Source organism: Cytobacillus horneckiae, assembly GCF_002835735.1.
GTDB classification, from domain to species: Bacteria; Bacillota; Bacilli; order Bacillales; family Cytobacillaceae; genus Cytobacillus; species Cytobacillus horneckiae.
This window is the reverse complement of sequence record NZ_PISD01000001.1, coordinates 44335-70950: the sequence shown is the minus strand read 5'-3', so window position 1 is coordinate 70950 and position 26616 is coordinate 44335. Positions and strand designations below refer to the sequence as shown.

25 protein-coding genes, 1 pseudogene and 1 other annotated feature are annotated in these 26616 nt (G+C 38.2%); of the genes and pseudogenes, 8 read left to right on the top strand and 18 right to left on the bottom strand.

Annotated elements, in window-relative coordinates:
• Positions 1 to 166 precede the first annotated feature (166 nt).
• The 7 genes and pseudogenes from dat to CWS20_RS00385 all read right to left on the bottom strand — a co-directional run bounded on the left by dat (position 167) and on the right by CWS20_RS00385 (position 8872).
• Positions 167 to 1036 (bottom strand): D-amino-acid transaminase, encoded by an 870-nt coding sequence (gene dat, locus CWS20_RS00420; protein WP_066191066.1) that lies wholly within the window; start codon positions 1034 to 1036, stop codon positions 167 to 169.
• Between the two features lie 97 nt (positions 1037 to 1133).
• Positions 1134 to 2552 (bottom strand): dipeptidase PepV, encoded by a 1419-nt coding sequence (gene pepV, locus CWS20_RS00415; RefSeq protein WP_083957176.1) that lies wholly within the window; start codon positions 2550 to 2552, stop codon positions 1134 to 1136.
• Between the two features lie 113 nt (positions 2553 to 2665).
• Positions 2666 to 3832: pseudogene (locus CWS20_RS28510) on the bottom strand (ABC transporter permease).
• Complete coding sequence (locus tag CWS20_RS00400) at positions 3825 to 4538, bottom strand: ABC transporter ATP-binding protein (RefSeq protein ID WP_066191061.1); 714 nt, start codon at positions 4536 to 4538, stop codon at positions 3825 to 3827. Before CWS20_RS00400 ends, CWS20_RS28510 begins: the two are co-directional and overlap by 8 nt.
• A gap of 135 nt (positions 4539 to 4673) precedes the next feature.
• Positions 4674 to 6185, bottom strand: a complete 1512-nt coding sequence (opuFB, locus tag CWS20_RS00395; RefSeq protein ID WP_066191058.1) for an osmoprotectant update ABC transporter permease/substrate-binding subunit OpuFB — start codon at positions 6183 to 6185, stop codon at positions 4674 to 4676.
• Positions 6178 to 7140 (bottom strand): ABC transporter ATP-binding protein, encoded by a 963-nt coding sequence (locus tag CWS20_RS00390; RefSeq protein WP_066191057.1) that lies wholly within the window; start codon positions 7138 to 7140, stop codon positions 6178 to 6180. The genes opuFB and CWS20_RS00390 overlap by 8 nt, the downstream gene beginning before the upstream one ends.
• A gap of 457 nt (positions 7141 to 7597) precedes the next feature.
• Positions 7598 to 8872 carry a M48 family metallopeptidase gene (locus CWS20_RS00385; RefSeq protein ID WP_066191054.1) on the bottom strand — a complete coding sequence of 425 codons (1275 nt, stop codon included), beginning with the start codon at positions 8870 to 8872 and terminating at the stop codon, positions 7598 to 7600.
• A gap of 388 nt (positions 8873 to 9260) precedes the next feature.
• On the opposite strand from CWS20_RS00385, the gene CWS20_RS00380 reads away from it, so the two are divergent.
• A complete protein-coding gene (locus CWS20_RS00380) occupies positions 9261 to 9482 on the top strand; it encodes a DeoR family transcriptional regulator (protein ID WP_066192053.1) in 222 nt (73 codons plus the stop codon).
• Between the two features lie 46 nt (positions 9483 to 9528).
• Here the strand turns inward: CWS20_RS00380 and CWS20_RS00375 are convergent, their stop codons facing one another.
• Positions 9529 to 10251, bottom strand: a complete 723-nt coding sequence (locus CWS20_RS00375) for a pseudouridine synthase (RefSeq protein WP_066191052.1) — start codon at positions 10249 to 10251, stop codon at positions 9529 to 9531.
• Positions 10252 to 10356: 105 nt separating this feature from the next.
• Between CWS20_RS00375 and CWS20_RS00370 the strand changes: the two genes are divergently transcribed.
• On the top strand, positions 10357 to 10584 hold the full coding sequence (locus CWS20_RS00370; RefSeq protein WP_066191050.1) for a hypothetical protein: 228 nt from the start codon (positions 10357 to 10359) through the stop codon (positions 10582 to 10584).
• A gap of 450 nt (positions 10585 to 11034) precedes the next feature.
• Here CWS20_RS00370 and CWS20_RS00365 read toward each other — a convergent pair whose 3' ends face one another.
• The gene (locus CWS20_RS00365; RefSeq protein ID WP_066191047.1) at positions 11035 to 12654 is read right to left on the bottom strand and encodes a putative polysaccharide biosynthesis protein; all 1620 of its coding nucleotides are present in this window, start codon (positions 12652 to 12654) and stop codon (positions 11035 to 11037) included.
• 350 nt (positions 12655 to 13004) lie between these two features.
• On the opposite strand from CWS20_RS00365, the gene CWS20_RS00360 reads away from it, so the two are divergent.
• Positions 13005 to 14258 (top strand): BaiN/RdsA family NAD(P)/FAD-dependent oxidoreductase, encoded by a 1254-nt coding sequence (locus CWS20_RS00360; RefSeq protein ID WP_066192052.1) that lies wholly within the window; start codon positions 13005 to 13007, stop codon positions 14256 to 14258.
• A gap of 34 nt (positions 14259 to 14292) precedes the next feature.
• Here the strand turns inward: CWS20_RS00360 and CWS20_RS00355 are convergent, their stop codons facing one another.
• The 4 genes from CWS20_RS00355 to leuS form a co-directional block, all read right to left on the bottom strand.
• On the bottom strand, positions 14293 to 14478 hold the full coding sequence (locus CWS20_RS00355; RefSeq protein ID WP_066191043.1) for a sporulation protein Cse60: 186 nt from the start codon (positions 14476 to 14478) through the stop codon (positions 14293 to 14295).
• Positions 14479 to 14735: 257 nt separating this feature from the next.
• Positions 14736 to 15041 (bottom strand): rhodanese-like domain-containing protein, encoded by a 306-nt coding sequence (locus tag CWS20_RS00350; protein WP_066191040.1) that lies wholly within the window; start codon positions 15039 to 15041, stop codon positions 14736 to 14738.
• Between the two features lie 114 nt (positions 15042 to 15155).
• Positions 15156 to 15305 (bottom strand): hypothetical protein, encoded by a 150-nt coding sequence (locus tag CWS20_RS27825; RefSeq protein ID WP_158236983.1) that lies wholly within the window; start codon positions 15303 to 15305, stop codon positions 15156 to 15158.
• A gap of 53 nt (positions 15306 to 15358) precedes the next feature.
• Positions 15359 to 17776, bottom strand: coding sequence for a leucine--tRNA ligase (gene leuS / locus CWS20_RS00345; RefSeq protein WP_066191038.1), 2418 nt, complete (start codon positions 17774 to 17776; stop codon positions 15359 to 15361).
• Between the two features lie 123 nt (positions 17777 to 17899).
• Positions 17900 to 18127, bottom strand: a binding site (T-box leader).
• 182 nt (positions 18128 to 18309) lie between these two features.
• Between leuS and CWS20_RS00340 the strand changes: the two genes are divergently transcribed.
• Complete coding sequence (locus CWS20_RS00340; protein ID WP_066191036.1) at positions 18310 to 18663, top strand: FKBP-type peptidyl-prolyl cis-trans isomerase; 354 nt, start codon at positions 18310 to 18312, stop codon at positions 18661 to 18663.
• Between the two features lie 533 nt (positions 18664 to 19196).
• On the opposite strand, the gene CWS20_RS00335 is transcribed toward CWS20_RS00340, so the two are convergent.
• From CWS20_RS00335 to CWS20_RS00325, 3 genes are all read right to left on the bottom strand, one after another.
• Positions 19197 to 20381, bottom strand: a complete 1185-nt coding sequence (locus CWS20_RS00335; protein WP_066191034.1) for an MDR family MFS transporter — start codon at positions 20379 to 20381, stop codon at positions 19197 to 19199.
• Positions 20382 to 20688: 307 nt separating this feature from the next.
• Entirely contained in the window at positions 20689 to 20871 is a 183-nt protein-coding gene (locus tag CWS20_RS00330; protein ID WP_066191031.1) for a glycogen biosynthesis protein GlgD, read from the bottom strand.
• Between the two features lie 11 nt (positions 20872 to 20882).
• A complete protein-coding gene (locus tag CWS20_RS00325) occupies positions 20883 to 21146 on the bottom strand; it encodes a YtzC family protein (RefSeq protein WP_066191027.1) in 264 nt (87 codons plus the stop codon).
• A 380-nt stretch (positions 21147 to 21526) separates the two neighbouring features.
• Here CWS20_RS00325 and mnmL point away from each other — a divergent pair, with 380 nt between their 5' ends.
• Both mnmL and mnmM read left to right on the top strand, forming a co-directional pair.
• Positions 21527 to 22492 carry a tRNA modification radical SAM protein MnmL/YtqA gene (gene mnmL / locus CWS20_RS00320; protein ID WP_066191025.1) on the top strand — a complete coding sequence of 322 codons (966 nt, stop codon included), beginning with the start codon at positions 21527 to 21529 and terminating at the stop codon, positions 22490 to 22492.
• On the top strand, positions 22489 to 23061 hold the full coding sequence (gene mnmM, locus CWS20_RS00315) for a tRNA 5-(aminomethyl)-2-thiouridylate-methyltransferase MnmM (RefSeq protein WP_066191022.1): 573 nt from the start codon (positions 22489 to 22491) through the stop codon (positions 23059 to 23061). Before mnmL ends, mnmM begins: the two co-directional genes overlap by 4 nt.
• A gap of 45 nt (positions 23062 to 23106) precedes the next feature.
• Here the strand turns inward: mnmM and CWS20_RS00310 are convergent, their stop codons facing one another.
• Positions 23107 to 24189, bottom strand: coding sequence for a tetraprenyl-beta-curcumene synthase family protein (locus CWS20_RS00310; protein ID WP_066191018.1), 1083 nt, complete (start codon positions 24187 to 24189; stop codon positions 23107 to 23109).
• Between the two features lie 44 nt (positions 24190 to 24233).
• On the bottom strand, positions 24234 to 25037 hold the full coding sequence (locus tag CWS20_RS00305) for an alpha/beta hydrolase (RefSeq protein WP_066191015.1): 804 nt from the start codon (positions 25035 to 25037) through the stop codon (positions 24234 to 24236).
• Between the two features lie 150 nt (positions 25038 to 25187).
• Between CWS20_RS00305 and CWS20_RS00300 the strand changes: the two genes are divergently transcribed.
• Entirely contained in the window at positions 25188 to 25706 is a 519-nt protein-coding gene (locus CWS20_RS00300; protein WP_066191013.1) for a gamma carbonic anhydrase, read from the top strand.
• A 74-nt stretch (positions 25707 to 25780) separates the two neighbouring features.
• Complete coding sequence (locus CWS20_RS00295; RefSeq protein ID WP_066191010.1) at positions 25781 to 26614, top strand: C39 family peptidase; 834 nt, start codon at positions 25781 to 25783, stop codon at positions 26612 to 26614.
• Positions 26615 to 26616 lie beyond the last annotated feature (2 nt).

The following is a 26616-nucleotide window of genomic DNA, read 5'->3' as shown; positions in this document are numbered from 1 at the left end:
CCTTTTTGCGTCAGTCCGCACACTCTTTGCGCCTCTTCTCTCTTTTTTGCGTCAACTCGTATGCTTTTTGCGCCTCCCTCCTTTTTTGCGTTAGTCCGCACACTTTTTGCGCCTCTCTTCATCAAAAAAAAACAGAGTGCCCATTTTAAGGCACCCTGTTTACACTTTACTTCATATTTGCTTTTAAACTTCCGCATTCTGTTTCAATTTCCTTATCAAATAATACTTGAATTTTCTTTGTTACTGGTCCTGGCATGCCATTGCCCACTTGCTTACCGTCAATTTCCACGATTGGCGTAATTTCTGAAGTTGTGCTGGATAAAAATACTTCATCCGCATTTTCAAGATCAGCGAGTGTAAACGCAGCTTCGACATAAGGAATAGACCCTTTTTCACATACTTCAATGATTTTCCTTCTTGTAATTCCGTTTAAAATTAAATTATCTGCAGGATGGGTGTGCATTTTGCCATCTTTAATAATGGAGATATTTGAAGAGCTTCCTTCTGTTACAATATCACCGCGATGCTGAATAGCTTCATAGCAGCCTGCAGCAACAGCTTCTTGCTTAGCCATTATGTTGCCAAGTAAATTTAAACTTTTAATATCACAAAGCAGCCAGCGAATATCATCTTTTAAGATTGCTTTTACTCCATTCTCAAGATTGGCAAGCGGGCGCACAATTTCCTTCGTATACGCAACAAAGCTCTGCGGCACAGCCGGCACTGGAAATGGATGGTTACGTGGTGAAACTCCCCTTGAGAATTGCATATAAATCGTTCCTAATTGAACATTATTTTTTTGAATCAATTCAGCTAAAAGAGTTTTCATTTCTTCAACAGTAAAAGTAATTTCCATCCCGATTTTCTTTGCGCTCAATAAAATACGCTCTAAATGCTCTTGTGCAGTAAACATCTTTCCGTTGTAAACACGAATCACTTCGTATACACCGTCGCCAAATTGGTAGCCGCGGTCTTCAATATCTATACTTGCTTCTGAACGATTAATTATATTGCCATTTAATATGACGAATTCCATTTCCCCTGCATCTCCTTAATCTTCATAATAACTTAATTCCTTTAAAGCATTAAACTTTGATGCTATCTTATCAAGATAAAGCCTATTTGACAATAGATTATTTAGTTAGTTCATGAATGGCTTGTGCGTAAATAGCTGTCGCATTTAATAAGTCTGCAATATACATGTATTCATCTTTTTGATGAGCTACATCCTCTCTTCCAGGGAATAGTGCGCCAAATGCAACCCCTGCCTTTAATGAGCGGGCATAGGTGCCTCCGCCAATGGAAAGAAGTTCCGCTTTTTCACCCGTTTGTTCTTCATACACCTTTTGCAAGGTTTGAATAAGAAACTCATCTTTATCTACATGATGGGGCTTTGAATCATCGAAATTTACTATGCTCATATGTTCCGCTTTCACTGAATGTTCAAGCTGTCTCATCGTTGCATCCATATCCGTTGTAACAGGATAGCGCATATTTAATCCAAGACTGCCGCCTTCTTCTTTTGTGTATTTCAGCTTTCCTACATTTATGGTTAAATCACCAGTGATATCATCTGAATACGCGATGCCTAAATGATCCCCTCTTGTATCGTTGGCAAAATACTTATGAGTAAATTGAATAAATGCGGCAGCCTTTCCATTCAGTTGAATTTCTGCTAAAAAATCCGCCATCAATAGCCCGGCATTTTTGCCGTTTCTCGGTTCCATCCCGTGTGCAGATACACCTTCAAGCTCCAGAATGAGCTCTCCATTCTCCATATAATAATTGCCTGCAAGTCCTTTATCTTGTAAAAAGTCTGCATATTTTTGAACGATTTCAGTTGGTTCAAAATTAATGAACAAAGAGGCTTGCGCAAAATCAGGAACCATATTATACCTTCTGCCAGATTGGAAAAAAACGAGCTCTGCTTGAGGATTTTCAACTTCTGCTTCATCTCCGTCAACTTGGATGATATCATAATCCGCAATCCCTTTTTCCGCATAAATTATTGGAAAATCAGCATCAGGCGCAAATCCGATTGTCGGCATCTCTTCCTTTTCAAAATAACGATCGACGCAGCGCCAATCACTCTCTTCGTCTGTCCCAATAATCATGCGTACCCGTTTATTAACAGGAAGACCCAGCTCTTTAATTATTTTCATTGCATAATAAGCGGCCATCGTCGGCCCTTTATCATCAATCGCACCTCTGGCAAAAATCTTCCCGTCTCTAATTTCAGCAGCATAAGGGTCACTTGTCCATCCGTCACCCTCTGGAACAACGTCGACATGACAGAGAATTCCGAGTATATCCTCTCCCTCGCCAAATTGTAAGTGGCCTGCAAGATTATCAACATTTTTTGGAGTAAAACCATCCTGTTGCCCAAGATTAAGCATAAAATCTAGCGCTTCTTTTATGCCTCTCCCAAGCGGTGCATCCGCTTCCGGATTTTCATCATCTAATACACTTTTGATTTGAAGAAGCTTCTGTGTATCAGCAATGATATCATCTCTTCTTTTCATTACTTCTTCTTGCCAATTAATTTGTCCCAACCTACGAAACCTCCTGAATATGTAATCGACACGTTTCTTCCGTGCCTGAGAATGATACTTAAAAGTCTAATAGCTATTATAACATTTCCCGCAATACTCATATATATCCAGCATTATATGAAGGAAGAATAAACGAATGTTCCCGTTAAAACAAGAGGAAGTAGAATCATTAATCCTATTAGCAGAAAATATCTTACTGCTCTTTTTCTTGCAATATAAAACTCATCCCGCTCGAAATACTTCCTTCCTTGAGGATTCATAAAAAATATTCTATCCCATGCATTTTGCAGCCAAGTACTCATCCATATAAGAAAAATAAAGAACAGACTAATTTTCACCCACATTGGCGGGATGGCCACTATACCTGCTGTACAAACAGAGATGATTTGCAGAAAGCTTAACCAATAGGCGGAACTGCGCATAAATGATTTTATAAATAGCTCAGTAAAACCATTTGCAGCATGGCGATGTTTAAATAGGCGCTTTGACTTTCTAAAGAACAGCGGCTTTGTTCTTTTTGAAATTACCGGCTTTTCAATCTAAGGAGCTATCATAAAAATCATTTCAATATTTTGCGTTCTATTTTCCTGATAGATTTTTATTTCATGTTCGATAAATCCAATTCGAAGCAGGGAGGCAAAACTTAACATGATCGCTACAGCAAGCAAACTGACAGATAGAAGAAAAATAGGCAGCATGAACGCTGATTGCCATAATTGAAAGATTAGGATTGTGTATCCGGATAAAAGAATAAAAACCATGGTATACATCAAAACCTGTTTCCATCTTTTCTCTATCATTTTCACGTAATATTTTATTAATATGATAAGTAAATTCAATGACAGAAAAAAAATAAAAAGCAAAAACAATTCATGCCATTGTAACCGATAATAGTTGAGCAAATGAGGGAGCAAAAATATAAATAAACTTAATAAAGAAAAAGTTTCGGTAAAAATAGTATGTCCGTAAGCCCATTTCTTCATATTCAAGAAAAGGCTTCTATTTTTTATTAAAAAGACTTTATCGGCCTCTTCTACATACGTTCGTATATTTCCATGCCAGGATAAAAGGAAGATAAAAAAGAAAATGAGAGAAAAAGGAAGATATTCTATCCAGCCAGGAGTATCTTTCCAATAAGAAAAATAATTGAAAAGTATGATCACTGCAGCTGGAAACAGGATGTAAACAATTACAGTCCAATCAGCTACTGAACGGAATACTTTGAACTGATACTTGCGGTTCTTCCTTCGCCTTATTGAAAAGACATTCCAGCTATTCATCCGTTTTACCTTCTGCAATGAAATGAAAACAATCATACAAAGAACCGGCAGGCAGCTGGCATTGTGTTCGAATGCCATCAAGCGTTCCTTCAGCCTGAAGGCGACCTTTATGAATAATAATAAAACGGTCGCATACTTTTTCTGCAGTATCTAAAACATGTGTGGACATAAGTATAGCTGCACCGCGCTCTCTTTCAGCTTTAATGGATGACAGAAATAGCTTCATCGCATTCGGGTCCAGCCCGATAAATGGCTCATCAATGATATAGACATCCGGTTCGGTAATCATCGCTAAGATGAGCATTGCTTTTTGCTGCATGCCTTTGGAATACTTCGCAGGCATTTCATGGGCATGCTCAGCAAGTTTATAGCTTTCTAATAATCTATTTGCTTTTTCCTGGTAAGCTTGGTCATCAAGCCCTTCCACAGCAGCGACAAAATCTAAATGCTCCCATAATGTCAGTTCATCATAAAATACCGGCCGCTCAGGTATGTAGGAATAGCTGGCATTATCCATAAATTCAATTGCACCGCTATTATACTCCAGAAGGCCAAGAATCGCTTTTATAGTCGTACTTTTTCCAGCGCCATTCGGACCGATTAAACCGATAAGCTCCCCTTTATCTATACTAAAATCAACCTGTTGAATGGTTGCTTCATCCTTTTCATACCCTGCGGATTTTATTTTTACATTTAATAGCACAATTGCTCACCTCCTATGATTGTTATACGAATAAGAGACAAGAAGGTTGTCAATTTTTCACAAATAAAAGAAATAATATATAGCAATTCATTACTAAATAAAAAACTTGGGACTCAACAGTTCCCAAGTTTTACTATTCTATAGTAGGTCTTCTTTCTCCAAATATTCTCTTGCGACTTCAGCTGGATTTCTTCCTTCCACATTCACCTCATAATTCATTTGCCTCATCTCATCATCATTGATCTTTCCAGAAAGCTTGTTAAGCGGTTCAACAATTTCAGGATATTTATCTATTGTCTCTTGGGTCAGCATTGGCGCCCCTTGATATGGCGGAAATAATGTTTGGTCATCCTCAAGCACAATCAATTCATATTGCCTTAGTTCAGAATCGGTTGAATAAGCATCCACTAAATTGATTTCACCATTTTCAATGGCCCGATAGCGGAGCTTAGGCTCCATCGTGACAACATTCGGAAATTCAATATTGTACATTTCCTGAATCCCTAGATAGCCGTCTTCACGATCGGAAAACTCCAATGTAAATCCAGGCTTAACAAGTGATTGAATTCCTTTTAAATCTGAAATCGCTGTTAACTCATGTTCTTCTGCAAAATCTTTAGGAACAGCAAGGGCGTAAGTATTATTAAAGCTCATCGGTTCAAGTAGCACCATATTAAATTGTTCCTTTATTCCTACCTTTGCCTGCTCATACACTTCATCGCTTTTCGTACTGACTGCTTTTTCTTTTAAGAATTCAGAAATAACCGTTCCAGTAAATTCTGGATAAACATCAATGCTGCCTGATTCAAGCGCTTTAAACACAAAGGAGGTTTTTCCTAGCCCCGGCTGCAATTCCACTTCTAAATCTGTTTCATTCTCGATAAGCAATTTATACATATTGATTAATATTTCCGGCTCCGAGCCCAATTTCCCAGCAATTGTTATATCTTTTTCCTGGTTAAAAACAACAGGGACGAGCATGATTAGAATGGCGGCGATGACGATGCTGCCAAAGATGCGCAAAGCGTTTTTTAATGACAACTTCTCCAGTTTCCGTAATAAAATATCAAACAGAATCGCTAATAGTGCCGCGGGGACGGCTCCAATTAAAATTAAATATGTATCATTTCTGTCTATACCAAGTAAAATGAGATCACCTAAGCCACCGGCTCCAATTAATGCAGCTAAAGTAGCTGTACCTATAATGAGCACCATCCCTGTTCTAATCCCGGCCATAATGACAGGAACAGCAAGGGGAAGCTCCACCTTTATTAACTGCTGATATTGATTCATGCCCATGGCTCGTGCAGCTTCCGTTAATGATGAATCAACTTCCTTTATGCCAGTATATGTATTTCTTAATATTGGCAATAACGCATAAGCAACTAGCGCAATAATTGCTGGAACTTTACCTATGCCAAATAAAGGAATAAGCAAACCGAGCAAAGCAAGAGACGGAATGGTTTGCAGCACGGCTGTGATGCCTATAATGCTTTCCGCAAATTTTACCTTGCGGGTTAAATAAATGCCAGTTGGTATCGCAATAATTAAGGCAAAGAGAAGGGAAATAAATGAAATTTGCATATGCTCTATTAAAGCATCGACTAGCTGATCCTGCCTTTGAGAAAAAACTTCTATTAAGTTATTCATGTGCTAATCCTCTCTTTGCACCTTGATTAGCCAAATAAGTAATCATCGCTTGACGATCAATAAACCCAAGTCTCTGATTATTGTCTTCCACAACCAAATAGTCGTAAGCTGACAGCAATTCGAGCAATTCTTCCAGCGATATAGCTGGGGAAACGGATTGCTCTTTTGTCAAAGTAATATCTTCTGAAATATTATGTATCATTAATTCATTCAAATTTATGTTTTGTGATGACGGCTGCCTAGTGCCTATAAAATCTTTAACAAAATCGTTAACAGGACGAAATAACAAATCATCCTTTGTGCCGATTTGCACAATTTCCCCTTTATTCATTACCGCAACCCTGTCACCAAGCTTTAAAGCTTCTTTTATATCATGCGTAACAAAAACAATCGTTTTTCTAATACTATTTTTCAACTCCAACAAATCATCCTGAAGCTTTTCGCGCGTAATCGGATCGAGTGCACTAAATGGCTCATCCATTAAAATGATTTTAGGATCTGCCGCAAGCGCTCTTGCTACACCTATTCTTTGCTGCTGTCCGCCCGAAAGCTCTCTAGGCTTTCTTTTCCTGTATTTTTCCGGATCAAGACCGACCAATTCCAACAGCTCTGCTACACGGTTCGTAATATCTGCCTGCTTCCACTTTTTCAATTCAGGCACGATTGAAATATTCTCTTCAATCGTCATATGAGGAAAAAGAGCAATCTGCTGCAAGACATAACCAATCTGATATCTGAGCTGATGAATATTGTATTCCTTAATCTCCTGCTGTTCGATCATTATGCTGCCAGACGAAGGATCAATTAATCGATTCATCATCTTTAATGTTGTTGTCTTCCCGCAACCGCTCGGGCCAATCAGGACAAAAAACTCTCCTTCATTAATGCTAAAATCGAGCGATCTTACCGCGTTGCTGTTATTATATCTTTTTGAAACATCTGAAAAGGTAATCATCCGCTTTCCCCCATTAATATTCTATATAAATCTTTTACTATTACCCCCTCGTTTATCCACTTAAACCTATCCAGCTAGAAAAATAAAAGTACACTTAAGGAGCACACACTGATGCATAAAGATGTGGAAAGGCACTATCATGCGCGTGCACTCTTTCATATTGTTTGAATGACGCTTATTGTGGCTGTTCTGACGCATTAAGTGCACGCACTGACGCATAAATGCGATAGACGACGCATTAAGTGTACGCACTGACGCATAAATGCGATAGATGACGCATTAGGTGCACGCACTGACGCATAAATGCGATAGACAACGCATTAAGTGTACGCACTGACGCATAAATGCGATAGATGACGCATAAAGTGCACGCACTGACGCATAAATGCGATAGACGACGCATAAAGTGCACGCACTGACGCAAATCATTAAGAAAAACCGCTCTTCAAAAGAGCGGTCAATTATTTTCAAATAACTCAATAAACTCCGCACTTTCATATTCAAGCGCATAATCATAAGCTGACATGCCTTCAGAATCTGTTATTGAAGGATCTGCACCATAATCAATTAATAATTGAGCCATTTCAATGTCCTCGTTATAAAGTGTTGTTAATAATGGTGTGCCTTCATAGAAATCAACAGTATTCGGGTCTGCCCCATTTTCCAGAAGCGTCACTGCTGCTTCATAGCTATTCATTTGCACTGCCCAAAGCAAAGCGGTTGATCCATCAATGTCCTGCGCTTCTATCTCTGCTTCCTCAGCTAAATATTCTTCGATTAGTTCTGCATCATCGGATGCCGCCGCGTTCATAAGTGGCGTTGTTTCTTCTACTCCCAGCACCATTTCCGAAAATAAGGATGATTTTTCTAACAGCTTAAATCCGAAAATAACACCAATTGAGAGAATAGTAACTGCCAAGAAGAAACTGCCTAAACCAATCCAAACTTGCCTTTTTGGTTCTTTCAATTTCTTGGTTGTGTCAGCAGCAAAAAAGGTGGATAATGCATAGATCCTCTTAGGAAGATGAGGGTGCGTTGACAGTTTTTCATTCAGCCAAACAAAAAAACCGCTCTCAGATTCTAATTGCTTCATATATAAGTTTTGATTAACTTTTGGATACAGCTCTTTTCCGATTGCAAGCATTGTCAACGCATTTTTGGCAGCATCAAAAGACTTGACATAATATGCTGCATAACGGTCACACGTATATTCGCAAGCTCTTAAATAAGCATTCCCTAGAAATGGAATCAGCATGACCGGCAATAAAAAGATATTTACTAAAACATGTTTTCGTTGAAGATGGGCAAATTCATGAGCAAGGATGAAAAGCACTTCTTTCTCTGCCTCATATTCAATCATGTCAAAAATACCAGAGTAAAGAACAACGATATTTCTTTTAAAATACTTAGTAGCAAAAGCATTAAGTATGCCTTCTGACTCAACAACATATATATCGGGCATTTTTTCCAAGCCCATATCAGAAGCAATCACCTTTGCTTTTGCATAAATTTCCGGAAATTGCTCATCATTAATCTTTACCCCGTTTCGCCTGATTCCTCCTATTGTAAGACCATGAATAAATAGCGATAAACCGATTATGACTAGTATCACTATCATGCCGATAATGGATATAGCCAGTACAAGATACACTAAAATACTTAATAATAATATAAGTGCAAAGTAAACCTGTTCTTTCTTAGTAACCAATTGATTTTGAGTATAACTTTCCATTTTTCACATTTCCTTTCAAATATTTACATATCATGTTGATTATAAAAGAAAATAAGAAAATTGAATATAAGTTAATATTTTTAGAATTTTCAAACATAATACAGGACCAACTAACCATATAGTTGTAAGAGTAAGATATTGGGGGGGGACATTATAAAAGGAAACAGAGAAAATTTCTGTAAAATGATACAACTTGCTAGAAATTATCTGAAAATAGAGTTACAATGTATGTAAATGGGATGACATCTTGAAAATCTTCTGTTAAACAGGAAAAGGAGTTGTCAGAGGAAAAAGAAAACTACATATGCTTGAAGGACATGTTTCTTCAATGAAGCTGTCGGTTGCAGGAACTTGCCAAGGGTTTGAAAAATGGATAGGGAGTGGTTTTTTGAAACCTTCGACTAACCGGATGTTAAACCGTATCAAATCCGTTTATATGTTTATTAGTAAAAACGGAACTGTAACAACTCAGGAACTTGTAGAGGAATTTGGTATTACTCCTCGAACGATACAACGTGATTTAAATGTCCTTGCTTATAACGATTTAGTGAAAAGTCCTAGCCGTGGAAAATGGACCATTACGCAAAAAAAAGTGAAGATGTCATCATAAGTGTGCAAATGTAAGTGAAGCTCCAGCTTAATCGCTGGAGCTCTTTTTATGCTTCTACTTCATAATTAACCAGGAGCTGTAATTCTTCATCAGTTAATTCTCTATATTCCCCTAATTGCAATGACTCATCCAACAGCAGCGGCCCCATCGATAACCTTTTTAAATAAATCACATTTTTACCCACTGCTTCAAACATTCTTTTCACTTGGTGAAATTTCCCCTCGGTAATTGTTAATTCTATTTCAGAGGGCAAACCACTTTTAATAATCTTTAAATGTGCTGGTTTCGTTTCATAGCCGTCATCTAGCATTACACCCTCTTTAAAAGAGACGATATCCCCTTCTGTTACTTCTCGATCAATTACCGCAAAATACGTTTTTGGTACATGCTTTTTTGGTGATAAAAGCCGGTGTGATAATTGACCATCATTCGTTAGCAGCAATAAGCCTTCAGTATCTTTATCCAATCTTCCGACAGGAAAAGGTGAAAAAACCACATCTTCCATTTCTAAAATATCAATGACTGTTTCATGTTGTGAATCCTCTGTGGCGGATATGACCCCCGGCGGTTTATTCATCATTAAATAAATAAACTCTTTGTATTCAACAGGTTCCCCATTAATGACGACTGTGTCTTCTTCAGGGTTCACATGCTGCTTTGCATCCTTCACTATGTTTCCATTTAGTTGAACCACACCATTTTTTAATAGCAATTTTACTTCTTTCCGGCTTCCATAACCTAAATTGGATAGCATCTTATCAATTCGCATATTACCCTTCCTTCGAAATAAATTTCTTATATTTAGGCACTTGCCTGTTGCACAATGCCTAGCTTTACATAGACTAATATCATATTTTTGTTAGAAATAAAGGAGATGGATCATATGTATTATCGTCAACAGCCAACTTTTATCCCAGTCCCTGGATTTCCTCCTGGTAGCGGAGGAGGCAGCACTAATAGAAGATTAGAACGGTTGGAAAATCAGGTCCAAAGGCTGGAACAGCAAAATGATCGTATTGAACGCAGACTTGAAAGGGTTGATCGTAGACTAGATCGCATTGAACGACGACTTGGAATCGGCAGTACTCAACCGCGTTCATAAACATTTTAGAAAAGCTTAGCGTTCATCAAATCCCATCTACAGTCTCTCTTGCTGCGTAAAAGATTATCTCTCCTATAAGTCAAGTGATAAACAAGGTCCCCTATTGGAGACCTTCAGAATGCAACAGAAAGTGATAAGAGAATTTAGTAAGGAGAGGTGTCGTCCGCTCGAATACTGAGGGAGAGAAGAGACAGTATAGACAATAAATGCGCTTTTGCAAAGTAGTTCCCTTTTGGCTTCTTTTTCTGATTTTCGGGCACTGCTTTTGCTAAGCGCTTCCCATTTGCCCAGTTTCCTAACTTGCGGGCACTGGGTGTCGATGAAAGCACACTCAACGTTCCAAGCCTTGAAGAGCGAATGGTATACCTCTGAAAATCCTAAGGCTCATCATTTTTATTTTTGAAGTGAATTTCTTTACAGTCTGAAGGTCCCCGAATGGAGACCTTGTTTTTATGCTCTTTTTATTTTTAGCTTAATTAATACACGATCAAGCTTATCTCCAAATAAGAAATGGATAAGTCTTGACTTAGTTGCCATAAAGAAATATAGGCCAGCTCCCACGCCTGCACATATCACAACGATAATAATCGATTGGAAATTTGAAGCAGGTGAAAGGAATATAGTCATTAATTTATACGTAATTAATGTAGCAATTAACATAATGACTGTAAAAATAATTATAAGTAATCCTCTCCTAAATACAAGCCTGAACTTATAGCCAGAGAAAGTTTTAATTACAAATAAGTTAATTAATATTGCAGCCACATAACCTAGTGCCGTTGCTAAAATAGCACCTTCTGTTTCCATCCATTTAATTAATGGAATATTTAGCGATAACTTAACGAGTATTCCAACTAATAAGCTTAACACTGTAAACCGCTGTTCATTGATGCCTTGCAGAATCGCTGCAGTTACAGAATAAAGTGCAAATAGCATCGCGACCGGTGCATAAGCACGCAGTACCTCTGACCCTAGAATATCATGCTCATAAAACAATGTATAAATGGGCTCTGAAAGAAGAGCTAAACCAACTGCAGCTGGCAATGTTAAAAATAATACCACTTGAAAAGTCTGATTTAATTGCCTTGTCATACTTGAGCGATCTTCTTCGACAAATGCCTTAGTAATGCTTGGCACTAATGTCATTGAGAAAGCAATTGCTAATGTTACAGGAATAATAACTAATTTATGTGTTTGATAATTAAGGATGGAGAGTGCTTCCCCTGACTCCTTAATTGAATAACCAATTGATTGCATGGCTTTATTAAAAGTTGATAAGTCAATGAATTGAAAGAGCGGATTGGCAATACCAACGAGAACAAATGGTATGGAATAAACGATAATTTCCTTGTACATATCTATTAGTGAAATATCAGTTGTTCCTTTATCCTGCTCCAATAATTCATCTAAATATGGCTTTCGCTTATACCAATACCAGAATAAAACAAACAAACTGCCCAAGCCGCCAATAAATGCTGCAAATGTTGCTACACTCACAGCAGTCACTAAGTCACCATTCATTATGTTCATCACAACGAATGCTCCTGCTAGCAGAAATGCGATTCTAACAATTTGTTCCACTACCTGTGAGACTGCTGACGGTCCCATTGACTGATGACCTTGAAAATAACCTCTAATTAAACTCATAAATGGGATAATAATTAGCGCGAAGCTAACCGCTCTAATCACTGATGTGATATCACCAAGCAGCTGCGGGTCATTTACATCAGTAAAAATCTTTGCGAAGGCCGGTGCGCCAATAAACATAATTAGAAAGCAGGCTATTCCACTTGCCAGCATAATTAAAATACCCGACTTAAATAACTTCCTGCCAACTGCATATTCTTCTAATGCATTATATTTAGAAATAAATTTTGATACAGCAAGCGGAACACCTGCTGTTGCAATACTAATAAAAATTGTGTAAGGAACGTAAGAATACTGGTATAATAATGTACCCTCGCTGCCGACAATTTGATAAAAAGGAATAACATAAAACAACCCAAGAAACTTAGATATAAAAGTACCTAAGGTTAGTATAAACGTACCTCGTAAAAGCTTAGACGACATATAATCCCATCCTCTTAGTCCAAGCGCCTTCCCAGCCTTGTAAAATTAATTTTCTTTCGCAAAATCTTTATACAATCCGACTTTTCATTTTATCATATAATCCGACAATCTAAGACATATTTTTAGCATACTATAGTAGTTTAACCCTCTTTTTAAAGGAAATCTACTTTCAACAGACAACTTGTTTAGATAAATAAAAAAATGCATTATAATATTAAAAGCGGATGGCATGTAGGAACACCCACCTGACCCGTGCTGGACAGATGGAGAGCCCTATCCACTGTTTGATAATGGTGATTTAAAAAGCAATGTCAGCAATACTACTCAATGAAAATAAGTTGGTGAAAGTGATGAAATACGATGTAATTGTCATTGGAGGCGGTCCGTCCGGATTAATGGCTGCGATTGGAGCTGCTGAAAATGATGCGAATGTACTCTTAATTGATAAAGGCAATAAACTTGGAAGAAAGCTTGCTATCTCTGGCGGCGGCCGCTGTAATGTGACTAACAGGCTGCCTGTGGATGAAATTATTAAGCATATTCCTGGAAATGGCCGTTTTCTATATAGTGCGTTTTCTATTTTTAGCAATGAAGACATTATTCATTTTTTTGAAAAGCTTGGCATTCAATTAAAAGAAGAAGACCATGGCAGAATGTTTCCCGTCACAGACAAGGCACAGTCTGTGGTAGATGCCTTGCTCACAAGGCTAGCACAGTTAAATGTTGAAATTAAAACAAACAGTCCAGTTAAAGATGTTCAGTTTAACAGTGAGCATGGCCATACAGTAGAATTAGTGACAGGTACACACTGTCATGCCGATTCAATTGTTATTGCTGTTGGCGGTAAATCAGTGCCACATACCGGATCTACTGGAGACGGGTATGCATGGGCTGAAAAAGCTGGTCATACCATAACAGAATTGTTTCCAACAGAAGTACCGTTAACTTCTTCAGAACCTTTCATCAAAGAAAAAGCTTTACAAGGATTATCACTTAGAGAGATAGCTTTAAGCGTTTTAAACCCTAAAGGCAAAGCGATTATCACTCATCAGATGGATATGATATTCACACATATTGGAATAAGCGGTCCAGCTGTACTGCGTTGCAGCCAATTTGTTGTTAAAGCAATGAAGAAATGGGACTTGAAAGAAGTAACCATGAGTATAGATGCCTTGCCTCATAAAAAAGAAGAGCAGCTTTTCCAAGAAATGATGAAGATGATTAAGGATGAACCGAAAAAAAGTATAAAAAATATTATTAAAGGGATTGTTCCAGAGCGCTATTTGCTTTTTCTCCTTGAAAAAAATGATATTGATCCATCTGCACAAGGTGGAACTATATCACATGAAAAAATAAGAGGAATCGTAAAAGAGTTAAAATCATTTCAATTTAAGGTGGACGGGACACTTCCTCTAGATAAAGCCTTTGTCACAGGCGGCGGGGTCTCCGTTAAAGAAATCGAACCTCAAACAATGGCTTCAAAATTCATGCCAGGCTTGTATTTCTGTGGAGAGATTCTTGATATCCATGGTTATACAGGCGGTTATAATATTACCTCTGCTCTTGTAACCGGCAGATTGGCGGGCACGAACGCGGCGCTTTAAAAAGATTTGTTCAAAGAGCCTGATGGATCGCCCATCAGGCTCGATAAATAACCATAGCTGAAAAGCAATAAATTTGTTCATCTTCTTCCTCTTCCTGTATTGCGGCAATATTGTATTTTATATCCACAAGCTTCTTCTCTTCTATTTTTTCTAAAAATCGATTCATCGCAACTTCCAAATCCTTTTCATGTTCTTGATCAAATAATTTCACTTTAATCATTGGTTTTCTGTCCTTTCTTTTTACCTTTCATTTTTGACAGAATTATCAAAAAATATTCCTTAACACCACTTTACACTAATAGCGCAAATAAAAAGCTTCCTACTACACGCCAGGTGATTTTATATTCTCTAGACTTTCTTCATAAAAGGAGATCATTATATAAAAGGAAAAATCATTTGTAAAACAGCTAGTTTTTCTTGTCAATTAAATAAAAAATGCAGACCAAGTATAAATCGGCCTGCACTCCTTCGATCAACTTATTTAGTTTCTCCTGACCAGTCAAGCATGCCGCCGACCATGTTGCGAACTTTATAGCCCTGCTCCTGCATGTAGTGACAAACTTGCCCGCTGCGATTACCTGAGCGGCAAATCATAATATATTCTTTATCCTTGTCAAAGCTGTCAAGATTTTCTGGAATCGTACCCATGCGAATATGCTTTGCTCCTGGAATCATTCCTTTAGCGACTTCGTCATCTTCACGAACATCTACTAATTCAAGTTTCTCACCTGCATCTAATTTGTTCTTTAGTTCATCAGTTGTTATTTCTTTCATTTCTTCCATCGTCTAACATCCTTTCCGATTTACTATTTCTATTTTAAAAAAGATTGATTGAAAAAGCCAATATCACTTCTTTCATGCAAGAAAAGGCTGCCTCATCAGAGACAGCCTTTTTTACTACATAGCTGCAATTGTTGCTACAGGACGTGGCGTCCTTAGCCCGCGCGTCCCTTGGCAAGCCACCTTCGCTTTTCTTTGTCTAGCTACGGTGGCTAGGGGCTCGAGGTCATAAGCTAAATCTGAATTGAAGGCAAAGTACGCCTTCATTTCAGGTTCATCTTATGCTTGTCGCCCCTTGGCAAGCCACCTTCGCTTTTCTTTTAATTTGCGACGATATTTACTAGTTTTCCTGGAACTGCGATGACTTTACGCACTGTTTTTCCGTCAATTTGTTCCTTAATTTTATCGTCACCCATGGCAATTTGCTCAAGTACGTCTTTTTTCGCATTAGCAGGAACCATTAGTTTGGCTTTTACTTTTCCATTGATTTGGATGACAATTTCTACTTCATCATCCGCCATTTTCGCTTCATCGAATGCAGGCCATGATTCATAAGCAACTGTCCCGCCATGATATCCTAATTTTTCCCACAACTCTTCAGCCACATGCGGTGCAATTGGAGCAAGCATTTTCACAAATCCTTCAATATAGCTTTTTGGAAGCGTGTCTGCTTTATATGCTTCATTAATGAATACCATCATTTGTGAAATGGCCGTGTTAAAGCGAAGTCCTTCAAAGTCTTCAGTGACTTTCTTCACCGTTTGGTGGTAAACCTTTTCTAATTGCGTATCATCAGTCTCTTGAATCTTGCTACTTAATTCGCCGCTTTCTTCAACAATTAAGCGCCAAATTCGATCCAAGAATCTTCTTGATCCATCAAGGCCGTTTGTTGACCAAGCAATGGATGCATCAAGTGGTCCCATAAACATTTCATATAATCGAAGCGTGTCTGCACCATGGCTTTCTACAACTGCATCCGGATTAACAACGTTGCCTTTAGATTTACTCATCTTTTCATTGTTTTCACCTAAGATCATTCCTTGGTTAAATAGCTTTTGGAACGGCTCTTTCGTATGAACAACACCTAGATCGTAAAGGACCTTATGCCAAAAACGTGCGTATAGAAGATGGAGAACAGCATGCTCTGCACCACCAATGTAAATATCAACTGGAAGCCATTCTTTCAACTTTTCGGCATCTGCAAGCGCTTCGTTGTTTTTAGGATCAATATAACGCAAGTAATACCAGCAGCTACCTGCCCATTGCGGCATTGTATTCGTTTCTCTGCGCCCTTTTTTACCTGTTTTAGGGTCTACAACATTCACCCAATCTTCAATATTTGCCAGTGGTGATTCCCCTGTACCAGATGGTTTAATCTCAGTTGTCTGCGGTAAAATCAATGGAAGCTGGTCATCCGGTACTGCTGACATTGTGCCATCTTCCCAATGAATAATCGGAATCGGCTCACCCCAATAACGCTGACGGCTGAATAACCAATCACGAAGACGATAAGTTACTTTCTTCGTGCCAATTTCTTGTTCCTCTAGCCAAGCAATCATTTTGCCAATTGCTTCTTCTTTGCCCATTCCGTTTAAAAAGTCGGAGTTAACATGCTCGCCGTCGCCTACATAGGCTTCCTTCTCAATATCACCGCCGGCAACAACTTCTTTTATTGGCAGCTTAAATTCTTTTGCAAAATCGTAGTCGCGTTCATCATGTGCAGGAACCGCCATAATCGCTCCAGTACCATAGCTTGCTAAAACATAGTCGGCAATCCAGATCGGCATTTTCTCGCCATTTGTTGGATTGATGGCATATGCACCTGTAAATACGCCTGTTTTCTCTTTTGCCAAGTCTGTTCTTTCCAAGTCACTCTTTGTTTTAATTTTTTCAATATATGCTTCAACTGCTGCTCTTTGCTCTTCTGTTGTAATGCTATCGACTAATTTATGCTCTGGTGCAAGCACGGCATAAGTTGCGCCGAATAACGTATCTGGACGAGTTGTGAAGACTGTGAATGTGCCTTTATCTCCTTCGATATTAAATGTCACTTCAGCTCCTTCAGAACGGCCAATCCAGTTGCGCTGCATATCCTTCAAGCTTTCCGGCCAATCAAGTAAATCCAAATCTTCAAGCAGGCGATCAGCATAAGCAGTAATTTTCAACATCCACTGACGCATTGGTCTTCTTTCCACTGGATGCCCGCCACGCTCGCTTTTTCCGTCGATTACTTCTTCATTTGCCAGAACTGTTCCTAAAGCCGGACACCAGTTTACCGCTACTTCATCTATATAAGCTAAGCCTTTTTCATACAATTTCAAGAAAATCCATTGAGTCCATTTATAGTACTCCGGATCTGTCGTATTAATTTCGCGATCCCAGTCATATGAAAAGCCTAATGCTTTAATTTGACGGCGAAAGGTTGCAATATTATGCTCAGTGAATTCAGCAGGGTCATTTCCTGTATCAAGTGCATATTGCTCTGCCGGTAACCCGAATGCATCCCACCCCATCGGATGAAGGACATTGTATCCTTGCATTCTCTTCATGCGGGAAAGGATATCGGTTGCTGTATATCCTTCAGGATGTCCAACGTGAAGACCAGCACCAGAAGGATATGGGAACATATCCAATGCATAAAATTTACGCTTGCCTTTCTCTTCACTTGTTTTGAATGTTTTATTTTCATCCCAGTAGCTTTGCCACTTTTTTTCAATTTCCTGATGATTAAAGCTCATCTTATTTTCCTCCTAAAAATCAGACAGAGATTAAATGCTGCTGATATTGTAATTATGACTTTTAAGTATAAATTGCCCAGCCTCAGTTTTTTTTGGCTAAACAAAAATATCCCCTCATCCCTAAATAGGGACGAGAGGATTATGTATATATCTTCCCGCGGTACCACCCACATTAATAGCACTAGGCTATTCGCTTCATTCATCCTTAACGCGGAATACGGCAAGCATTACTATTAGTTCACACTTGCTGCTCAGGAGGTGAGTTCACGAAGTGCCCGACTGACTTTCACCAACCGTCAGCTCTCTAGTACAGGCGAACCATTCATTACTATTCCTCTTCATTGCAGATTCAATTTATATAATGACATTGTAATCAATTTCATCACTTGATGCAAGTAGGCTTTTACAAGTTAGCGTGTTAAGTTTACAATATGTTGCTGTCGCGATAATTGTTCCAATTTTTCAAACTCACGTATTACCTTTCCTTATTTTGCCCATAACTATAGTAAAAAATAAGGAAAGGTGCGGAAATCATGAAAGGAATTTATTTTATTAATGAAAAATGGATTATGAATGATTATAAAACATTAGATGAAAGCCTTGAAATTCAAAAAGAATCGATATCCTCATTTATATCAACGAACAGCATCGAGACGATTAAATTGAATCCATATCAATTAAATGACTACTACACCATTCCACATGCGCTTTATTATGACTTAAAACAAACAAAGCCGCAGATTGATTGCTTAATCATTTATTCTGAAAAAGTAATAGAGGATTTTATTGAATCATATCCGGCAAGATGGCTAGTATTAAAAAGCTTTTTCAATAAAGTAGTCTTTCTTGATGAAGTCCAATCGTATCATTATCAGGATATCGTGTAAGATTAGATAAAAGTGCACCATGCTACATACATGACGTCTCATTGTGTTGAGAAAGATGATAAAAAATAATTTAGAGAGGCTTTCACTCGACTCCTGTCGAGAGACAGTCGAGACACTAATGGCGTTTATACGAAAGGGACCGGCTGTCGCGATTGGTAAGCGAAAGATACCAAAAATCAGTGTACTCTATGAAAAAGTGGCAGCAATATTTAATGAAATTCAATTGAGGTGGCACTGCCGTTTATTATTTATAGTTTCCATTTGACGAGCAGAATAATAAAAAAATGTCCTCCAAGACTATTTCATTGTTGGAGGACATTAATAATTTTGGAAACGAAAAAAGGCTGCAAATGCAGCCTCATTGTGTTAAAAAAGTGAAAACAAGAAAATTTAGTTGGATTTGGAGAGGTGTCCGCTCGACTCCTGCGGGTGTAGAGAGACAGTCGAGATGCAGACTGCTCGCCCCGCAGAAAGCGAGCGGTAAGCCCCGGAGAATCCCTAACCCTTTATTGAGATGAGTTTCTCTATACCTATTAAGAGGAAACTGCCGTCACGGGTTTCTTCTTGTTTAATTTTTTATCATAAATCAGTGTTGTATAGATAGAAACTAGTAGCAGAAGCATTAAGATGCCAAATAGCATTTGCATTCCGTAAAGATCGACTAAAACACCGCCAAGCAGCGGTCCAATCATTCTGCCGCCTGTTGCTGTACTGTTAACAATCCCCTGATAAAATCCTTCTCTTCCTTTAGGTGCTAAATCATTGGCAATTGTTGGGACAGCTGGCCACACTAGCATTTCTCCTATTGTTAAAATAATCATTGCTGCAAGGAAGCCAGAAAAGGCTTGCGCACTACCAACGATTCCAAAAGAAACGGCAAAAATTAAAATCCCGATAATGATTTGCGTTTTTAATGACTTCACTCTTTTAACTAGTAAATTAACTAGCGGTTGCCCTAAAACGATCAATGCACCGTTAATGGTCCAAAGCATGCTATATTGCTTGAGTGAGATTCCTATTTCCTGTGTATATGAAGAGATGGTAGACTGCCATTGAACATAGCCAACCCAACAAAGAATATAGCCGATTAATAAAATAAAAAGTGCGTAGAGCTTTGGATTTCCTCTCACGCTCGTTCTTTCCTGAATTACAGAAGTTTGCTGCGCTCCTTTAATATCCAGGTTCCGATAACCAAAAACAGCGATAAAAAGGAAAACTACATACATCAGAGCATTAGCTATAAAAATATAATCGAACGAATACGATGCAATCAATCCTGCCAATGCTGCTCCGATTGCCACACCTAAATTCGTTGCCACATACATCGCATTGAAGGATTTTCTTCCGCCTTCCTTCCATACTGACCCTGCCATTGCATACATCGATGGAAAGACAATACCTGAACCAAATCCCAATATCGTTAAAAAGACAATATATTCAGGCCAGCCATGCCAAAAAACCATACCGAATAGTGATAATAGCGATATCCCAATACCAATTAGAACTGAGCGATAGCCTCCAATTGTATCAAATAATGATCCGCCAATTAAGTTTCCGATGACAGTTGCACCAGCATTTAACATCAATACGACCCCTGCTACAGAAAGTGACTTGCCAAGCTGGTCGTGGATAAAAATCGTGTTTAACGGCCACAAAAAAGAAGAGCCGGTTACATTAACCGCCATCCCAATTACTAAAAGCCATAAGGCACGAGGCATAGAAAATACCCCCTTTTCTATATTAAAAATGAATGTTTTATTTCGAATACCAAAGTAATTCTAGTTCTTTTTTATCCAACATGCAATAAGTTTTTTATGACATTTTCAGACATATTTTATGGAGCCATCATCTTTATTTTTACTAGAGGAATAGTAGGTTTTAATAAGAATCCAAACGATATTATATTCATGTAATACTGTATTTTATTGCGTGCAATTACACGATGGTAAATGCAGCGATATGCATAATCGTGAGATTAAATTTAAAAAGCCAATACCCGAAAATTTTGGGTATTGGCTAAAAAAATTATCTCGACTGTTCCGGCTCCGGATGAAATTTTGATTTCACCTTTTGTCCGCCGCTTTGTTCATATTTTTTCTTTGATAATTTTACTTCATTATTTTCCTGACCAAATTCTGTATCTTGATTATTTAATCCATTTCTTGTTTTTTGTTCAGGATTATTTTGGTTCGATTTTTTTCTTACCATGTTATCACCTCTTAGTGTGGAGTAATAATCATTTGGTTTTGAAGCTGCTGAAGCTGAAGCCTCATTCGATGAAGCTGCTCCCGCTGTTCAGCGTTGGCACTATGTGCCAATGTAACTAAATCATTGTAGGCATTTTCAAGATAGGTAAGCGCCTGTGTATAATCAATGTCGTTATAATGCTCCTGAGTGCGTCCATCCTGATATTGCTCCTGCGCAAAGCGAAGCGCGTCTTCGCATTGCTGCATAAGCTGATCTACCGAATCACGAGTGGCCATAAAATTCTCTCCTTATTGAAAAATATTGGAATACGCCGTTTCATCGGCAAATCCCTTCTTTGTTGCACTTACACAGCTTATAAGGTTGAATAAAAATCACCGCATTGGAAGCAAAATTTGCTTCAACATTTAGTTTGTGCATTCTTATTTTTTCTACTATAAGAATTGCTGGCAATCTCATTGGAATAGAGTTATTGTTCATGATAAGATTAATTTTGTCTTGGAAAAGTTCTATATTTACCTTGACAAATTTATACATTAGGGATTAGTTGGTAAAAAACACTTTCCATTGCTTATCTGAAATCGAGTGATTCTAGATAAATGGAAAAAATAGTATTTTTTTCAGTCTTTCTGTTTGAGGTAATAAGGAGGTATGAATATTGTCTATTATAAATCCTTTTCCATTCGCAACGGATGATAAGAGATATCATACATGGAACTATCATTTGCGAAATAAATTTGGACATAAAGTATTTAAAGTGGCATTAGATGGCGGATTTGATTGTCCGAATCGTGATGGTACCGTCGCACATGGCGGATGTACTTTTTGCAGTGTAGCCGGTTCAGGAGATTTTGCAGGAAATCGTGCAGAGCCTTTAGACATTCAATTTGAAAAAATTAAAGATAAAATGCATCATAAATGGAAGGATGGCAAATATATAGCTTATTTCCAAGCTTTCACAAATACACATGCACCAATTGAAGTGTTAAAAGAAATGTACGAACAAGTTTTGGAGCAAGAAGGTGTTGTAGGCCTATCGATTGCAACAAGGCCAGATTGCCTGCCTGATGATGTAGTCGACTATTTAGCTGAATTGAATGAACGCACTTATCTTTGGGTCGAGTTAGGTTTGCAAACAGTTCATGAAAGAACTGCACTGCTAATCAATCGCGCCCATGACTATCAATGTTATATTGACGGAGTAAAAAAGCTGCGCAAGCATAATATCAACGTATGTTCGCATATTATTAACGGATTGCCGCTAGAGACGCCTGAAATGATGATGGAAACTGCAAGAGAAGTAGCAAAGCTAGACGTTCAAGGAATAAAAATTCATTTGCTTCATCTATTAAAAGGGACACCAATGATTAAGCAATACGAAAAAGGCATGGTCGAATTTTTATCAATGGATGAATATATCCAATTAGTTTGCAATCAATTAGAAATACTGCCGCCTAATATGATTATCCACCGCATCACTGGTGATGGTCCAATTGAATTAATGGTTGGTCCGATGTGGAGTGTAAATAAATGGGATGTATTAAATGGCATCGATGCTGAAATGAAAAGAAGAAACAGCTGGCAAGGAAAAGAATATGCGCACAGGCAGGAGGCACGCTCATGAAATTAGAACGAATACTGCCATTTGGCCGTGACCTTCTTAAAAAAGCGGTTTCGCCTGGCGATATCGTCATTGATGCTACACTTGGAAATGGCCATGATACACTCTATTTAGCTCAGCTTGTTGGCCCGGCTGGCAGAGTTTACGGATTTGATATACAAGAAGAAGCGATTCTTTCCACAAAAGGCAGGCTGGCTGAACATGATTTATTAGATAGAGCTACGCTATTTCACCAAGGCCACGAAATGATTACTCAATGTATCCCGCCCATCCATCAAAACAGAATAACCGGAGCCGTATTTAATCTTGGATATTTGCCTGGTGGCGATAAAGATATTGTTACAAGGCCGGATACAACCATATCTGCTATTGATCAATTACTTGATATAATGGCACCAGAAGGAATAATTGTATTAGTGATTTATCATGGTCACCCTGAAGGAGCGGTTGAGCGGGATTATCTTCTCCGCTATTTAAGAACATTCGATCAAAATAAAGCGCATATTTTGCAATATCAATTCATTAATCAAGTAAATCACCCACCATTTATTGTCGCAATCGAAAAAAGATAAGGCGCTGTTTTCAGCCCTTATCTTTTTTAATGCCCTTTTACTTTTTTAAGAAAAGGAAAACCGGTTTTTTACTGCGCGATACGCTCGTCCATTCATATAAAAAAACAGACTGGCTAATCCACCAGATTTTATTATTTTTCTCGCCAGCTTTTTCATGCTTTGCTGCTTCCCAACCTTTTCATCTGATAAATATATGCCTAAAAGGCCGCGATTTATTAAGAGGTGAAACCGCTTATGGGGAAGAAGGCTTGTATGCTTATCTGCCTGTTCAACAAAATAACAAATTCTTTCAAGCATTTCCTTTTCATTTTTATAATAAAAGCAAAAGTTTAAATCGCCCGCAGCCCGATCCTCTTCTTGATCAATTAAATAATCTAGCAGAATGTGAAGTCCCTGAATATAAGGAAAATAACCTGCACGAATATTTTCACCATAGGCTTTCTCATAATCAGCTCTCATTGCATAAGCAACAAGGCAAAATATACCTAAAGTAGATCCAGAGCATGCCGAGAACTCAAACCATTCCATTTCAGGTATTTGTTTTTTATGCTGATCAAACCAATTTTGCAATCTCGGAACCCGTTCCTCTGCCATCACATGCTTATGTATTTGTAAATCGCAATAAAATTGGCAAAGCTCCTGAAGATACACCTTAATATCCTGATAATGCCGGACATTGTTTAATACTGAGCGGCAGGTCATCACTAAATCAGATAAGTAACCGCCATCATCATGTTCCAGTCTAAAACGATAATAATTTTTTTGTTCGGCAACATCATAATCAATCATTAAGGCATCCAGCATTGATTCATGCAGCGCTTTAAAATCTTCCGGATCCATAGAGGTGCTGCGATCGCATAGATTATCCAAATAGTCACTAATGGTTTGATACGCGACAATAAATTTTATTACTGGAAGATAATCGTCTTTAGCAAGGAGGGACATGATTGCTCCGCCTTCGCAATGAAAGGCTTTATCCATTAGGCTGTTCATCGCTTGTTTGCGCAATTCTAAGCTAGGGATATCCTTCGCTCTCGCCTGCCAATATTGCAATTCTTTTAAAGCCGCAGGCATGACTTTTCGATAAACATTTGTCATTAAACTAATCGGCATTGTTGGTACACTCATTTGTTATTACCCACCTCTAGATTAATAATCGATGATGCTTATACTTATACTAAATAACCAATCGCTTTTAATTGACTAATCACAAAATCCTTAGCGTAATCAAAAACATCTTCACGTTCAGGATCATTAAATATTTCATGATAACACTTCGGCCATTCTTTAAAGCGCTTTTCTGAAAAAGGCGCTTTGTTAAACCATGTCCTGACAGGGACTTTGTTTACAACTTTATCGTCTCCTCCTTGCATGACTAGCAAAGGTACATCTTGGACTTTTTCGATTTGCTCGAAGGCTTGCTTCATGGCTTTTGCTAATTCGCGATACCATCTAATAGATACTTTAGTTATATATAGAGTATCATTTGAATCGACTTCTCTTACATCTGCATTACGTGTTGCCATATCTATTGTCAGACCAGAGCTTATTCGTAAACTTGGAGCAATGTGATTAAGTACAAAAGATAGGATATTCAACGGCTTAGCAGGTTCTGTAACTAATCCTAAACAAGGTGAAGAAAGAATTACCCCAGCCAGCTTCAGCCTTTCCTCCTGCAGCAGTCTAATGGATATGAGTCCACCCATACTATGTCCTAAAAGAAAAACAGGCAATTCAAAATCATATGCTGCTTGAATCCAGTCTTTCACTTCCACTAAATATTCATCAAAGGAATCAATATGGCCTCTTCTTGACCTTGTCGTCATACCTTGGCCAGGCAAGTCTCCCATAATGACATGAAAACCGGATAATCGCCACATCTCTATTAACCAGCCATAACGGCCATGATGCTCCATTGCACCATGAACCATCACAATGACTGCTTTTGCCTCCCCTTCAGCTTCCCACTTCCACATAATGCTTCCTCCTAAAATCTGTTCGTTGTTTCGTTCATGATTGTTATCCTTTATTATATCCTACCTGTGAAAAATCTTCACGAATTCTAGCAATATAAACTTACTATGGTAAAATCGGAATATGTAGAATATTGAAGGAGATTGATACTTATGATCTATCCATTTAAAGATAAACATCCAAAAATAGCAGAAAATGTTTTTATTGCTGACTATGCCACAATAACTGGTGATGTAGAAATTGGCGAAGATTCAAGTGTTTGGTATAACACCGTCATCCGCGGAGATGTTGCCCCTACTTATATCGGTAAAAAGGTTAATATTCAAGATAATTCTGTACTGCATCAAAGCCCAAATAACCCTCTCATCCTTGAGGATGAAGTAACTGTCGGTCATCAAGTCATATTGCATAGTTGTATTATCCGCAAGAAAGCTTTGATTGGTATGGGCTCAATCATTTTAGATGGTGCAGAAATTGGCGTAGGAGCATTTATCGGTGCAGGCAGCCTTGTGCCGCAAGGTAAAAAAATTCCCCCAAATACACTTGCGTTTGGCCGTCCAGCTAAGGTTGTCCGTGAGCTGAATGATGACGATATTAAGGATATGGAAAGAATTGTGCGTGAATATGCGGAAAAAGGCCAATTCTATAAATCAGTTCAGCAAAATAAATAAGCAGATATTCCTTCTTATAAATTTTTCATATGAGCCGATATTAAATATGAAATAAATCAGAGGCGGTGCAATGAATGGTTTTTGTTTATATTGCCCTCATCACCCTTATTATTCTCTTATTTATGCGAAAAATGAAAAAGGGTGCTGTATTGCTGTTTGTCACATTGTTTTTTATTACGATCGGCTCATTCCTTTCTGGAAGGCTACCTGTTGCCTTGGCAATGGAAAATCTAAAGGATTGGTTTTATAAAGAGGAGGATTTGCAGGAAATTAAACCTGAAGATATATTTATGGTTAAAATCCAATCAGAAGTATTAATTGATGCTCCAGTCATTCCTCAGTTTCCTGAACTGCCCAGAGGATGTGAAGTGACCAGCCTGGCAATGCTGCTGCAGCATGCAGGCGTATCTGTCGATAAAATGACACTTGCTGAGGAAGTAAAGAAGACAAACGAACCATATAAAAAAGAAAATGGGAAAATTTATTATGGTCATCCAAATGATGGATTTGTTGGAGATATGTACACATATGAGAAAAGAGGACTAGGTGTATATCATACGCCAATTAAAGAATTGGCAGAGCAATATTTACCGGGACAAATATTAGATATAACAGGCTCAGATTTCTCCTCAATAAAAACACATCTTTCTGATGAACGCCCTGTTTGGGTGATCATCAATACAGCTTATAAAGAATTGCCTGATTCATTCTTTCAAACATGGCACACACCAAGCGGAGAAGTGGATATAACTTTTAAAGAACACTCTGTGCTAGTAACTGGATATGATGAAGAGTTTATTTACTTTAATGATCCTTATTCTGGCTTAAAAAATAAAAAAGCACCAATCAAGGATTTTGAAGCTGGCTGGGTTCAAATGGGGAGCCAGGCAATCACTTATATGAATTAAAA